Below are 14,296 nucleotides of genomic sequence, written 5' to 3'. Positions count from 1 at the left end.
TCCTTGGTTTAATTTTCAGTAGTTGTGGCCGGAGACGCTGTGGCTGTCTCTGCCAACAGAGATTGAGCGGTCGTCTCCGCTAATGAGGATTGGTTGATTGCCTCTGCTAATGAGGATTGATTTATTGTCTCTGCTGATGAAGATTGATTAGCCTTTGTCACTCCTGCCACTGGAGTTTGAGCAGCCTTCGCCTTGACCGGAGTACCTTCACGAAGCAATCCTACGCCTTCGGCCACAATCACATCTCCCGGTACCAGCCCTTCATCTACAATAAATTCCCGACCGCCGTTGACGCGAGTCACCTGTACCGGGTTTGATTGAGCTTTACCGTCCACTACTTTATATACATATCTCTTATCCTGTATTTCGAAAGTGGCAGCCTGTGGAATGGTCAATGCTCCCGTTTTCTGCACAGGAACAATCACGTTGCCCGCACCACCGCTATGCAACAATCCTTCCTTATTCGGAAAAACAGCACGCAGACTGACCGTACCCGTCGAACGATCGATCACTCCACTAATCGACTCGATCTGTCCTTGTTCGGAATAAGCCGATTTATCGTTCAGTTGCAGATTGATGGCAGGCATATTTTTCAGCGCCTCTTCTTTGGAACCGTATTGGCGGATGAGTCCCAGCAACTGGTTTTCCGTCATGGAGAAGTAAACATACATATCCGAATTGTCGGAAACCGTTGTCAGCGGTTGGGCAAGAGCGGAACTCACCAAAGCGCCTACGCGGTAAGGCAATGTACCCACCACACCGTCTGCCGGACTTTTCACAACCGTATAAGAAAGATTGTTGCGGGCACTCACTTCCTGCGCTTTTGCCTGCGCCAACTGTGCCTTGGCAGCCAGTAGGGAGTTTTTCGCGGTACTCAAATCGAAAGAGGAAACTACGTTCGCTTTATACAGTTCCTCTTTACTGTCATACGTCAGTTGTGCCGTAGCCAGAGAGGCTTTTGCCGATTCAACGTTTGCCACTGCCGTTTGCAAAGCAGCTTCATACGGCACCTGATCGATGATGAACAACGTCTGTCCGTTCTTCACGCGTTGACCTTCCGTCACACAGACTTTAGTCAGCGTACCACTCACCTGGGGATAAATATCAATATCTTGGCGTCCGCGGATGGTTGCCGAGTAGGCGCTTGAAATCATCCGGTCGGCCGGAACAACGGTCATCACTTCGTATTCTGTTTCCATTTGTGCCGGGGAAGCCTGTTTACAGCCTGTCGCAGCAATCATACAGCAGAGCAACAATAATCCCTGCTTCATTTTACATACCTTTCTACTCATTTTCTGTTACCTATTAAATATTTTTAAACGCGGCAAAGGTAGACTGTTTTCTTCATTGAAAACTGGACTTAGTATCTTCAGTTTTGTTCATTTTAGGAACATCAAAACCGATATTTAGTGAAAAAGTGCTATTTTTGTACCCAAAATAAGAATAACAATGGAATCAAAAAACTCTAGCCTAGCCATATTTCGTGAACCGTTCGTAGCCGGAATGGACGAAAACCTGTCTCCAATTATGCAACGCCTATGGAAACTGGAAGGGGGTGCCATCTATTTTTGCCGTAGCGGATGGGCACACGTCACGATCGACTTGAAAGACTATGAAATTGTCGAAAATACTCAAATCGTGCTCTTGCCGGGAACGATTATCCGCGTCAACGGCAGCAGCAGTGATTTCACAGCTTCTTTCTTCGGATTCCCCAAAGAAATGTTTCGTGAAGCCTGCCTGCGTTTCGAGCCGATCTTCTTCCGGTTTATCAAAGAAAAGCCGTGTTACGTACTTCCGGAAGAAAATACCGGAGCTATCAATGGGTTAATACGTGCCACGACCGCTATATACAACGACCGCGAAAATCGTTTCCGCAACCAAATTGCTAAAAATCACCTCCAGTCGTTTATGTTGGATATCTATGACAAGTGTTACCGCTACTTCGACCGGCAGGAAATAGAAGGAGGAAGTCGGCAGGATGAAATCTTCAAGAAATTCATCGCACTGGTGCACGAAAACTGCATCGCTGAAAGGGAAGTAACCTTCTACGCCAACAAGCTCTGTATCTCCACCAAATACCTGACAGGTATCTGCAAAAGCGTGACGGGTGAAGCTGCCAAAAAGCTTATTGATGACTTCTCCATCCTGGAGATAAAAGTGCTGCTTCAATCCACCGAACTGACGATTCAGGAAATAGCCGACCGGCTCGGTTTTCCCGACCAGTCGTATCTAGGCAGGTATTTCAAACGGCATGAAGGGATGTCGCCGAAGGAGTATCAGAGCAAATATTCTATCTAATAACCAAAATAGCACAGACGGGCGAGCATGGTGTATTTTTTCCACCTATACACCACTCCGCCTAAATTATTCTGCACTTTCATTGTCCTGTAATCCCTGATAAAGTTTGCTTTCCAGTTCTTCGATGGAAGGCAGTCCGGATTTTATATCGTGAGGGATTGATTTACCTAACTCATAATCGGAAATACCTATTGGTTTGTGCACATCACGTAAAGCATATTCAGCCATGATGCGATCTTTGTTCTGACAAAGAAGCAAACCAATCGTCTGATTATCACCTTCCCGGCAAAGAATATCATCTACTGCAGAACAATAGAAATTCAGTTTACCGATATATTCGGGTTGGAAGTCACCCTTTTTCAACTCCACGACTAAATACCTGTGCATAAACACATTATACATCAAGATGTCAATATAGAAATCATTGCCGGACACTTCAATATGATACTGTCTGCCCATGAAGGCGAAGCCTGCTCCCATTTCGAGAAGGAACTTTTCAATATGCTTAACCAACCCTAACTCTACATCTCTTTCGTTATATTCGTCAGTGAAAGTCAGCATATCAAAAATATAGGGGTCTTTTAAGGTTTCTTTTACCTGCTTGGCTTGTATTTCCGGGAGAGTGGAATCGAAGTTGTTTGCCAATGCTCCGTAAGTATGGTAGTAGTCCTGATTGATAGCTTCAATTAAGAAATTACGACTCCATCCACTCTTCAAACATTGAATCATGTACCAATAGCGGGCTTTCAGGTCTTTTACCCGTTGTATTAAAGTGATGTTGTGTGACCAGCTTAACTGTTTTATCGGAAGAACACAATTTGACATTTCTAATTTGGCAACCACTGGTTGCCAAATTGTAAGCTCTTGATTATATTCTTTATGAAACTGAATCATACACCTGCAATTTCGTGGGGAAAAGCCCTTCACTTTCGGATAATCATTCTTCAGGTCATTGGCAAGCTGTTCAAGTGCATTGTTCCCCCATCCTATCTGTTTCTGGCTTTCACAAAGAAGTTTGCCGATGTCCCAATACATAGAAAGCATTTCTTCATTAGCGGAATAAATCGCTTTTTTCTGTGCGAGTGCCACCCGTGCTTTGACTTGTTTAAGCAAAGTAGCGTAGTTAAATATACTATTTTGAATTTCCATTTATTATTTTTCGTTTTAGATTAAAGACACTATAGGTTATTCCTATCCAAGCATCATTCAGCCGATTGCCCCAAAGCAAAGAGACCTTCCTTGATAATAGAGTGGCAAATATAATGATAATTGAAGCATTACGGATGCACTATCCGATAAATTTGCCTGCCTTTTCCGTCATACCACCACTTTGTCACGAATGCAAACTTATATTTATCCAGTTGGACGTTACTCCAGTAGTCACGAAAGATTTCCGCAGGAACACCATTCTCGCTTGGTCTAAGAATAAAAAACAAAAGTTTGTAATTATTACCACATAAAGATTAAATGAATACTTAACGAACTATTGTTTTAATGAGGATGTAATCCTATTGAAATAAAAAAAATCTTACTTTGTAGCATGATTAAAAGACAAAAAGAGCAATTGTTTTAATTTCATATTATCTAATAGAGGATAATACTATTTATGTATCATTAAAATATCAAAATTATGGACACGAAAAAATTATTTCGATTATTATTCTTAGTGTTAGGATATTGCCTGACGATGACTTCATGTTCTGATGACAGTAAAACTGACTGGAATCTGGCCCCTTCATTAATAACTCGTTCAGTGGTAACGCCTGACTTCGATTGGGAAAATGCCGATTGGATGCCAACTCCTGCAGGATATGCACGAATACCGGTTCCTTGGATTGGAGCAGGGAGTTTGTCTTCATTTTATGAAACAGATATACTTAATGATTACAAATCTTTTGATGGGTGGGAGATGCTTTACAACGCTTTCAGTTCAGAGGCTTCTAGTATAGTAAATAATCCTTTCTTTGTATTGTATAATAAGTATCGAGGTACAATGAGAATATATTTATATATAACAACACCTTTCGTAGCAACTTCTTCGTATATACAAAATGGTATTTCTGTTATTTCTGCCAAGGAAACATCTATTTTAAATTTTTTAGGACAGCCAGTCCTAGATGCAGTGGCAAAAGATCAGAAAAGCTACGTACAACTACAGCCCGCCCCTATTGATGGTTCAATGCCATTAGCTACTAACAGATGGTATATGATGGAATATGAATTGGCATATGATCAAAATCTTTCTTCTATTCCTTATAATGAAATACGATTTAATTGGTTTTTGAATTACTATAGTGTTTCTAAAATATACTTAGATGGAAAAATGGAAGGAAAGCTTGATGCCATTCTAGGTCAAGGAGCAGTAGATCATTCAAATAAAATGGGAAACATATTACAATCTGATGAATTAAAATCAATAGGGACTGGAATTTTGGCTGGAATTGGACTAAATTCTTTAGAGAGGAACAAAATATCCGATGCTAAAGATGGACAATCAAATAATAAGTTAGGGCTAAAAAATGGGATTTTTAATGCGTTATATAATGGAGTGAGTTCTGCATTAAAGGGATCTACGTCTGGTCTGCCAGGACTTATAGTTGGATTTGTTAGTGGAATTGTGGGTGGAAGCAGCAATAAAGGAATAAATCCTCCGGTAAATTATCAATTGATGACTACAATTTCCTTGTCAGGTACAAGCACAAATAGCGGAGCATTTCCTTCAATGCCAATTTCATTTTGGTTACCAGGAACAGAAAATGTTATAAATGCAACAGGTTATGTTCCATTATATAATAAAATACTGGGAGTCGTGAATTTTAAAGGAAAGCCAGAAATAAAATCTCACGAACAATACTATGAATATCAAGGAGTTGATCCAGAATATGGTGATTATATCAATGAAGTTCATCGCATTGTCTTTGATACAAGTAAAGATTATTCACCTTACTTAGAATTTAATCCAGAAGTAAAGGCCATTGCCGATATACATGTAACAAATCAAGAAATCGTTTTATATTATAACAAAGAGGTTTTATGTAGATCTTTAAAGACATCGTATAATAATGAAAAATATACTTATTGGGAAGAGGGAGTTTATACAGATCACTGGAATACAGATTGGGCTAATTTTAATAAATATGCCGGAGATGTTTGTGTACGTTTTTCCATCAAAATACAACCTAAAAATGGTGCGCCAGTTTCTCATATAATAAAAACATTCAAATTAAAGGAAAATCGCACTTCTGAAGAGTTGGAGTCAATGCCTAATTATTTAAAGCCTAATTACAACGATTATAATTTAGAAAAAGATTATCATCTAATTTTAAAACCTAAAAAATAAAAACATGAAATAAGTTCCGAGTTCTTTGCCCACTTGTTGAAAGGATGAAACACGTTTTGCTTCCTAGTGTATATGTTGCAAGTCACCCTACACAACAGGACGAAAATTACATCGGTCTACCCAGCGGTTATCAAAGAACACTTCAACGACTACATCAGCACTGAAAAAGGAAGAAGTGAGCCGGGAAGTTGCTACATCCAACATGGCACACATTCTGGATTGTGCCAATGTGATGTGTTTCGACGATAACAGCAAGTCTTTCGAAGAGGCTGTAAAGTCGGCAGACGAACCGGAAGAGATTATCGCATTATTCAATCAAGTCACTCTAAGAAAGTTATAAGCAATGAAAAAAGTATGTAATAGAAATATGCTGTTTGCGGCAATCTTATGTCTCCAGCTAAATGTTGTTGCCGCTTTTGGTCAGACTGTTGTGAAAGGCAGTGTGAAAGATAACACAGGTAAGCCTGTCAGCGGTGTAGTAGTAACTGACGGTGCGCATTTTAAAACAACCGACGCGCAAGGAAACTATGTTTTGAACACCGATCCGGCACGTTATCCGATGGTTTACATCTCTACTCCGGCAGACTATGAGCTTCCTTCCAAAGAGGGTGTAGCCGACGGCTTCTATCAATATTTGGATGCGAAGAAAAGCGAGAATCAGTGCAACTTCGTTCTGACCAAACGGCAGAAGCCGGCGGATGAATTTGTATATATCGCCATTTCCGATCCGCAAGTGAGGAACGAGAAACAACTGAACCGCTTCCGCACAGAAACAGTGCCCGACCTGAAACAGACTGCCGACTCGCTAAAGAACTTCGAAATCGTTGGTATGGGACTGGGCGACCTTGTGTGGGATGCCATGAACTTATATGCTCCTTACCGGCAAGCCGTCTCTAATTTAGGTATCACAATGTTCCAACTAATGGGAAACCATGATTTCAACCTGCTCTACAAATCCATGACACAGACGGATCATCCGGCAGACGGATATGGGGAACAGAATTATTACCAGTCGTTCGGTCCGGCCAACTATTCATTCAACATTGGAAAAATCCATGTAATCGCAATGAAAGACATCGACTACGATGGTAATAAGAAATACACGGAACGATTCACACCGGAAGATCTGGACTGGTTGAGAAAAGATTTAAGTTATGTGCCCGAAGGAAGCACCATATTCCTGAACGTACACGCTCCGGTAGCCAACAACACGGTATCGGCCGGTGGAAATGCACGCAACGCCAACGCGCTTTTCCAACTATTAAGACCGTATCAGGTTCATATTTTCTCGGGACACACACATTTCTATGAGAATCAGCAACCTGCGCCTACTATTTATGAACATAATATCGGAGCTGCCTGCGGTGCATGGTGGGCAGGACACGTGAACCGTTGCGGAGCGCCGAACGGTTATCTGGTGGTAGAAGTGAAAGGTGACGATGTGAAATGGCGTTACAAAGCGACAGGCTGTTCTCCCGATTATCAGTTCCGGCTCCACAAGCCGGGAGAATTTGAAAGCCAGAAAGACTATGTGGTAGCCAACATCTGGGATTGGGACAGAACGTATACAATAAACTGGTACGAAGACGGAGTATTGAAAGGTGCCATGCAGGCTTTTGATGATGAAGATCAGGATTATATCAACATGGTGAAAGGAAAGAAAACCGGCTATCATACACGGCATCTTTTCCGGGCACAGCCTGCGAAAGGTACGAAGTCTGTCAAAGTGGTGGTTAAGAATCGTTTCGGAGAAATATTCACGAAAGAGGTGAAATTGTAGGTTCTTCCAGTCTATTTATGGTTCCCCCGAATAATTTGTGAAAATTCAGTAGTATGAATAGAGTTTATACCGATTCATTACGAAAACCAACTTTCGAAAAGAATCGGTGTAAACTATCCTTTTTTCAGACCTGTCTTTTTATATCTTTATAAAGATCCGTTTTTTGTACAAGCCCCACACAATCAAATAATTGAATCCGATAAACAGAAGACCGTAAATCAGAGAGGCCAAATAAGCGTCGGGAAGAATAAGCAGGATGGAGGTATAAACCTTCCCTTGCAGACTAATTCCACTAACTGTGATAACCTCGAGTAGAGTAGCCAACACGCCGGCCACCACATAGATGAACAACGGATTCGTGCCAAAAACATGGAAAGGATACGCCCATTTCTGTTTTTTACGAATATCAATAAGCCAGGTGAGAAGCACAAGAAATAAAGAAGCAAAACCACAGGTTACCAAGACAAAAGTCGGACTCCATACTTTTTTATTCAACGGGCAACCGTAACTAAGCAACCATCCGGCAAATAAAAGAACAATACCAAGTATGGATATCTGTAACAACCGGTGATGAATTTCTGTCTTCTCCCGCAAGATATTTCCGCAGAAATAACCTATTATCACTTGCGCAATACACGGCAAGGTACTTAACAGCCCTTCCGGATCGAAAAAGATACGTCCGCCGTCCGGCAACCACTCCCGATACAGATGAGTTTCTCCGAACAATGTTCGGTCTGTAACGGCAATAATATTCTGCTCGGATAGTTCAAAGCCGTTCCCCAAAGCCAACAAGACAATATAGCCTATCAGAATAATCGCGGAGATCCATGCCAGATTTGCCGGACGCCGGACACTCATAATCAACAAGGAACCAAAGAAGTAAGCTAACGCCAGCCGTTGCAACACACCTAGAATACGTATCTGTGAGAAAGGCTGTTCCACCCCCGCACACACCAACGAAAACCAGGAAAGGAAAAGTCCCAACAAGAATAAAATCACTGTGCGCCGCACCAGTTTGGTGATAAAACTACGGCTGAAGTGATGATCGAACCTGGATAAAGCAAAGCTCATAGAAACACCCATGATAAACATAAAGAATGGGAAGACCAGGTCTGTCGGTGTCAGTCCGTTCCATTCGGCATGCCGCAAGGGCGCATAAACAGACTCCCACGTCCCGGGGTTGTTCACCAAAATCATTCCGACAATGGTGATTCCCCGAAGCACGTCTAATGAAAGTAAACGTTCTGATTTCATATCGTTCTGATGACACCGGGATTAAATAAATCCCGGTTTGGTGAAGTAAAATCCATTCTCATTCAACCATTTAATATGCCATTTCAGGCGATTGGTGAAATCAATCCAGTTGCGGTCACTTCCCCACGCCAATTCTGAAAAGGCCTGAAGAGAAGGGAAAACATGCTGACCGAACTTCCGCTCATTGGGAATCATTTCCGTCCAGACACAGGCTTGGAAGCCTAATACATTCTGCTTCACAATACTAGGAAACTGGGGTTCGAACTCGAAGTTATACAAAGAGCTTAATCCTTCGTCCGAAGGCGTTGCGCTCAAATAGAAACGAGACCACTCCATAAATACAATCGGATAACCTTTCTGGGTAATCTTTCCCGGCTGGTCGGGCAGCCAGTCACGCCAATAGGTATAGATCAGGTCTTGTGGATCTTTCTCAAGAAAAGCATCGTCCCATCCCATCACTTTCTTACCTTTACCCTTCACATAGTTCGTCATTATCTTCACAAAGCGGTTTTGCAATTCATCCACTTTCTGATAACCTTCCTGTTGCATCAACTGCTGACAGACTTCACACTGCTCCCAGTTATCCTTTTCCACCTCGTCAGCTCCTATATGGAAATATTCCGAAGGAAAGATTTCGACCATTTCATCAATGATAGATTGCACAAACTGATAGTTTTCCGGCCGGGAAGGGCAAATAGGATAAGAAAATTCTTCTCCCCAACCAGCTTCTCCCGTACACGACAGTTCGGGATACACTTTGATAGCCGCCGAGAAATGCCCTGGCATATCTATTTCGGGAACAATATCAATACCTCTTTCCAATGCGTAACTCACCAAGCCTTTCATCTCTTCTTGTGTATAATGACCACCATATTGCGAACCATTTCTCACAAAACGAGGATCTATCTCGTAGTTATAATCTTGTTGGGAAAGCTCTACGCATCTCTTGTCATACTCGTCGAAGTCACGCCAGCTTCCCTCCTGCGTCAGTAAAGGATATTTTTTCACTTCGATGCGCCAGCCCTGATCGTCGGTCAAATGCAAGTGGAGCTTGTTTATCTTGTAGAAAGACAGACGGTCTATCACCTTTTTCAGATAATCAACCGTAAACATGTGCCGTACCACATCGATATGGAATCCGCGCCAGTCGTATTTGGGAGCATCCTTTATATCTACCATCGGAAGATATTTCGAGTTTCCCGAAGTGAAGAAATTAGCTTGTTCGAGTGCTTGCCTCAACGTCTGGATTCCCCAAAGAAGTCCGGTTTCCGTCGAATAATAGATGCAGGCCCCCTCTTTGGTTACGGTCAGACGATAGGCTTCTTTGGCCAGATCAGATTCTTGTTTCACCCGGATAAAGGCATGATCGTTGGAAGCGTCACTCGCGGAAAGAGACAGTTTCTCTTCCAGCGTGGATTTCAACAGTTGTGACGTAGAAGCCGGAATATTCTGGCTAACAGTCACATTCTGCGGAAGAGTGACCACCGATTCTTTATAATCAACTCTTTCCGGCAAAGGCATTACCGACAGGCGGGTCGGTACCCGTTCCGGATACCCTCCATTATCATTGTCATTGCACGACAACGATGTGATCGCACCTATTCCCAACAGGAATAATATACCGCTTCTTTTTATCTTATCATAGTTCATAACTTATCTACTTTTTGTGGATTAATTTACTTTGAGAGTGCTTGTCACACTTTCTTTGTTTAAATAAAACAGTTTAGCTTTCACAACCGAAGCATCACAGGCTATGGGAGCTTCCCAAAGCGCTGAATCAAGAGTTGGTTCCGCTCCATCGGTCGTATAGCGTATCTCCCCTCCCCGGATGGGAGTGTTGGCATAGAGCTTGCCTTCTTTGAGGCAAAGTCCGGGATGAGGCAAACGGAAGTTAATGTTTCGGGACGCCCAATGGGGCATTTCCTTCTCACTCGCTTTCGAATAGAACAAAGCCAGCGCTTTATTGAAAGCCTGCTGTTCTTTCTCTCCTGCCAGCATACTCCAAGCGGGAAAAGCATTCCACCCGCGTTCTACCAGTCCGAGGATTTTAGGAAAGGTATAATATTCCACCCACTTGAAATCACGGATCGTTTCTGCAAACAATTGCGCTTGTACTCCTTGGATACGCTCCTTGCCGGATGCGGTCAAAACTGTTTTTCCTCTTTCCGCAATACCTAAATCGACCGGATTGCCAGCCATATCAGTACGCGAAGAGCGATAGATGTGATATGGAAGCATGGAAAAGCCTTTAGATTCATCCACATATCCGGCCCACGAGAGCCCTCTTTCATCGGGGTGAGCATCATAGGCCAAATCCAGATAGAAGTTGTTCACGTTGCAGAGGATCACCGGATAGCCTTTGTTGGCTACCTGATAAGGTATTTCGTCCGCTTCCCATTCGGGAACTGTATTCCAGCAATATACTCCTGCCGCAAGCCTGTTCAAATGGCGGTCGGTAGCCTCCGAATGTCCCAACGCAGCTTCCTGCCAGCCACTGAACTGCACATGATATTGTTGCAGATAGTCTGCCATCTTCGTGATGTAGTATTCGGACAGTTCATGCGCACTCGTCATTCCATGTTCATCCATAAACGCCCGGCAGACAGGTGAACCCATCCAAGCTCCATCAGGCACTTCATCGCCTCCCAAGTGAATGGTAGTCAAAGGTACCTCCGCTTCTTCATACATAGCCATCAGCTCACGAATCACTTTTTCCATAAACCGATACGTGGAGGGTAATGCCACATTCATCACGTTATCCGTATAAGACTGTGCGGAAACATAGCGGGAAGTATCTTGCGCGTCACTCAACAAATATTCGACAGCCTTTTCAGGATCGGTGTTTATATATTTATGATAACGTGCTTTCATGGACACTATTGCCGCCCGTGCATGCCCCGGAGACTCTATTTCCGGGATTACACGCACATGTCTTTGAGCTGCATAACGCAATAAATCTATAAACTCTTCACGAGTATAATATCCGTTACCGGAGGTAGGCGCAGACGGATCATAGTTGCCATCGTAGCCCGGATACAAACATTCCAGTTCATCCGTGGTGTGTCCCCGACGTGCACCGACCGAGGTTAGTTCTTCCAAACCGGGAATCTGAAGACGCCAACCTTCATCATCCGAAAAGTGGAAATGCAGCACGTTCAGTTTATAAGAAGAGATGGCGTCTATCAGCTTCTTTAATTGGTCTGCCGTCGTGAAGTTTCTGGCAATATCCAGCATTTGTCCGCGATACGGCAAGTCGGGATAGTCACGGATAGATACAGCTTCCAAACGGAACGGTTTCTCTTGTCCTTTCAAGAGAGAGAGCAAGGTTTGCGTGCCATTGAAAATGCCGTGTGACGTAGGAGCTGAAATATTTATCAGACTATTTCCTGTGTCCATCCGGTAGTATTCGTCATTCGCAGCCGTCTCCTGTTGCGGCAAATAATCCAGATGAACCGTTACCGGTGCTTCGGAAATGACTTCCAACCCATAAAGTGTTTCCAATTTTTCTTTCAACAATCCTGCTTCGTTGGCAAAATCGGGATGAAAAGTCAGTCTCACCTTATTTTCTATGATAACGTTTTCTTTACCGATAGCCGGAAACGCTTCCTTTACTGACGGGAAAATATCAGTTTGTTGCAACTTGGCAGTAGTTTCTAACGCCAAGTTTGAAGCATATATCTTATCAGGTGCGGGATACCAGTCTTCCGTCTCCATTCCTTGTAGCGGCTGTATGGTCAGTTCGACAGGCAAGGGAGTACCTTGCTTGCCGCCTGCCTGACTCACCCAGTAAGTACCTTCGGGAGCATATGACAGTTTTTTCAGTCCGTTGGTACAACAGAACGTCACAATCAGCGAATCTCCCGGTGCCAATGGCTGGAAGTTTTCCGCCGGATACATCCGGAAGAAGTTCGCATTTACGACCTCTACCTTGACCGATGCAGATTCGTCTTGAAGAATCTCACGAGGCAACTGCGAATAATAGATGATCCAGTCCTTTCCCAAAGGAACATCTGATATATTCTTCAGGATAAATGAGTTCTCATAGTAACCGGGCTGCACTTCGGCAGCTCCCATCTCCCAAGTCAATGACACGGGGGCTTTCGCCCCGTCAGCCGATTTACAGCCAGTCATGAACAGCAGGAGACACAGACTTCCCCCTATCATATATAGTATATTTCTCATAGGCTTTCCTATTTTTCTATATATCACTCTTTCAGACATTAATCACTCAATCGTTCGATGTGCAATATTTCTTTGCCTACTCCCTGCGAAGTATCGAAAGTCAGACGGTAATAGCCAGGTACGAAGCCGTCGCCACTCGTTATTCCATTGGAAGCCGATATTTCAATTCCATCCGTATCACCGGACAACGAACCTGCTTGCAACTCCATACCTTTATCTTTATTCCATTGCAAATCGCTGTAAATTTCGATTTCGAAAGACTCCCATTCATGAGTGTTACTCAAATACACAGTAGTTTGATATTTTTGTTCACCAATCGGCACAATATATCCCAACTGTGATATATCTTCCAAATTCCAGCCTCCGCTATTGTAAGCCTCGTTCCAGACAGGAGCACAAGTGAATCCGTGTCCTACCAACCAGAAACAAGTAGGTGCGGTATCACTCATCCGTGCAACCCAAATATAATTGAATTTAGAAGAATAGTATATTTCCCAAGTTCCCGATTTGCGCAGGAAGGTAAACTTACCATTGTCCGGATTATAACTAAAGAAGTCGCGGTTGTAAGCATGTTCCACATCTTCAAATCCACTCATTTCAAATTCTTCACCTTGAGTAAAACTAATCTGGGCACGGAAAAATCCTTCACTGGCTATCAACTCGGTTTCTTTAATTTTCAGGTTCTTCTGGAAACCGACGACACCCAGTTTAAAAGTCATCACGTCGAAAGTGATCTGTTCAACAAACCAATCCCGGTAATCAAAGGCAAAGCTGGGTCCCGACGCTTCAATAAGGACAGCTGTATTACTCTTTTCAGCAGCTCCCCAAATCAATTCCGCATCGTCCAATGATTCCGTAGTGGAAATTTTTCCGGTTAGCTCCATCGGATAGCCCTCTTCCGAGCCGGAAACTTCCGTCAGATACAGATAAGGATTCTCTGCGCTCCGGGTCATTTCTACCACCTCACCGTTATAGTGAAGATAGAGCACTTCCGGAATCTGTGGACGGACGATATGGAAATCAAACGTTTGAGTGACTTCACTACCTTCCACATTGATGGCAGTCAATACTACTTTAGCCTCCTGATTCTCTTCCAAGTCAGCCTCAAACGGGATATAAATTCCTTTCTCAACAATCGACACATCAGTGCCTTTCGTACGAATCGACTGCGAACTTACCAAGGTTTCACCCACCATCAATTTCACTTCCAGCGTAGACAAAGGAGTCTCCGGATCGTGGATTTTTACAGAGAAATAAAGAGAATCGGCAGCAGGAGTCTGATCGGTAGTCGAGAATTGTAGTCCTGATAGTTCAGGACATGAATATGGATACTTCACCCGACCATCTTCTTCGCTACATGAAGCCAGCCAGCAAACGGTTAGCCCCAGCAACCATAAAAACAGATTATTGTGTTTCATCATTTTTTCTTTTAAAATTTTACG

9 protein-coding genes and 1 pseudogene are annotated in these 14,296 nt (G+C 43.1%); 4 read left to right on the top strand and 6 right to left on the bottom strand.

Features of this window, described 5'->3' with window-relative positions; translation table 11 throughout:
• Positions 1-8: 8 nt before the first annotated feature.
• Complete coding sequence (locus BXY_RS06350; RefSeq protein ID WP_134993518.1) at positions 9-1,292, bottom strand: efflux RND transporter periplasmic adaptor subunit; 1,284 nt, start codon at positions 1,290-1,292, stop codon at positions 9-11.
• Positions 1,293-1,449: 157 nt separating this feature from the next.
• Here BXY_RS06350 and BXY_RS06345 point away from each other — a divergent pair, with 157 nt between their 5' ends.
• Positions 1,450-2,298, top strand: a complete 849-nt coding sequence (locus tag BXY_RS06345; protein WP_009038711.1) for a helix-turn-helix domain-containing protein — start codon at positions 1,450-1,452, stop codon at positions 2,296-2,298.
• A gap of 66 nt (positions 2,299-2,364) precedes the next feature.
• On the opposite strand, the gene BXY_RS06340 is transcribed toward BXY_RS06345, so the two are convergent.
• Positions 2,365-3,447, bottom strand: a complete 1,083-nt coding sequence (locus BXY_RS06340) for a PDDEXK nuclease domain-containing protein (protein ID WP_008641253.1) — start codon at positions 3,445-3,447, stop codon at positions 2,365-2,367.
• A gap of 481 nt (positions 3,448-3,928) precedes the next feature.
• Between BXY_RS06340 and BXY_RS06335 the strand changes: the two genes are divergently transcribed.
• The 3 genes and pseudogenes from BXY_RS06335 to BXY_RS06325 all read left to right on the top strand — a co-directional run bounded on the left by BXY_RS06335 (position 3,929) and on the right by BXY_RS06325 (position 7,418).
• The gene (locus tag BXY_RS06335; RefSeq protein ID WP_008641252.1) at positions 3,929-5,638 is read left to right on the top strand and encodes a hypothetical protein; all 1,710 of its coding nucleotides are present in this window, start codon (positions 3,929-3,931) and stop codon (positions 5,636-5,638) included.
• A gap of 157 nt (positions 5,639-5,795) precedes the next feature.
• Positions 5,796-5,978, top strand: a pseudogene (locus BXY_RS23780) (hypothetical protein); the annotation flags it as partial.
• A 3-nt stretch (positions 5,979-5,981) separates the two neighbouring features.
• On the top strand, positions 5,982-7,418 hold the full coding sequence (locus BXY_RS06325) for a calcineurin-like phosphoesterase C-terminal domain-containing protein (protein ID WP_009038713.1): 1,437 nt from the start codon (positions 5,982-5,984) through the stop codon (positions 7,416-7,418).
• A 138-nt stretch (positions 7,419-7,556) separates the two neighbouring features.
• On the opposite strand, the gene BXY_RS06320 is transcribed toward BXY_RS06325, so the two are convergent.
• The 4 genes from BXY_RS06320 to BXY_RS06305 are packed head-to-tail and all read right to left on the bottom strand — an operon-like array spanning position 7,557 to position 14,275.
• Positions 7,557-8,672, bottom strand: a complete 1,116-nt coding sequence (locus tag BXY_RS06320; RefSeq protein WP_008641250.1) for an acyltransferase family protein — start codon at positions 8,670-8,672, stop codon at positions 7,557-7,559.
• A 21-nt stretch (positions 8,673-8,693) separates the two neighbouring features.
• Complete coding sequence (locus BXY_RS06315) at positions 8,694-10,322, bottom strand: beta-N-acetylhexosaminidase (protein ID WP_015531478.1); 1,629 nt, start codon at positions 10,320-10,322, stop codon at positions 8,694-8,696.
• Between the two features lie 21 nt (positions 10,323-10,343).
• Positions 10,344-12,854 (bottom strand): family 20 glycosylhydrolase, encoded by a 2,511-nt coding sequence (locus tag BXY_RS06310; RefSeq protein WP_008641233.1) that lies wholly within the window; start codon positions 12,852-12,854, stop codon positions 10,344-10,346.
• A 38-nt stretch (positions 12,855-12,892) separates the two neighbouring features.
• Positions 12,893-14,275, bottom strand: a complete 1,383-nt coding sequence (locus BXY_RS06305; protein ID WP_015531476.1) for a DUF5016 domain-containing protein — start codon at positions 14,273-14,275, stop codon at positions 12,893-12,895.
• Between the last annotated feature and the right edge of the window lie 21 nt (positions 14,276-14,296).

Origin of the sequence: Bacteroides xylanisolvens XB1A (genome assembly GCF_000210075.1) — a bacterium.
Taxonomy (GTDB): Bacteria; Bacteroidota; Bacteroidia; order Bacteroidales; family Bacteroidaceae; genus Bacteroides; species Bacteroides xylanisolvens.
This window is presented reverse-complemented; position numbering and strand designations above follow the sequence as displayed.

Bases quoted from the DNA above. Each gene is read 5' to 3' on its own strand.
- BXY_RS06305 (WP_015531476.1), bottom strand. From the start codon at position 14,275: ATGATGAAACACAATAATCTGTTTTTATGGTTGCTGGGGCTAACCGTT.
- BXY_RS06310 (WP_008641233.1), bottom strand. From the start codon at position 12,854: ATGAGAAATATACTATATATGATAGGGGGAAGTCTGTGTCTCCTGCTG.
- BXY_RS06345 (WP_009038711.1), top strand. From the start codon at position 1,450: ATGGAATCAAAAAACTCTAGCCTAGCCATATTTCGTGAACCGTTCGTA.
- BXY_RS06335 (WP_008641252.1), top strand. From the start codon at position 3,929: ATGGACACGAAAAAATTATTTCGATTATTATTCTTAGTGTTAGGATAT.
- BXY_RS06325 (WP_009038713.1), top strand. From the start codon at position 5,982: ATGAAAAAAGTATGTAATAGAAATATGCTGTTTGCGGCAATCTTATGT.
- BXY_RS06340 (WP_008641253.1), bottom strand. From the start codon at position 3,447: ATGGAAATTCAAAATAGTATATTTAACTACGCTACTTTGCTTAAACAA.
- BXY_RS06320 (WP_008641250.1), bottom strand. From the start codon at position 8,672: ATGAAATCAGAACGTTTACTTTCATTAGACGTGCTTCGGGGAATCACC.
- BXY_RS06350 (WP_134993518.1), bottom strand. From the start codon at position 1,292: ATGAGTAGAAAGGTATGTAAAATGAAGCAGGGATTATTGTTGCTCTGC.
- BXY_RS06315 (WP_015531478.1), bottom strand. From the start codon at position 10,322: ATGAACTATGATAAGATAAAAAGAAGCGGTATATTATTCCTGTTGGGA.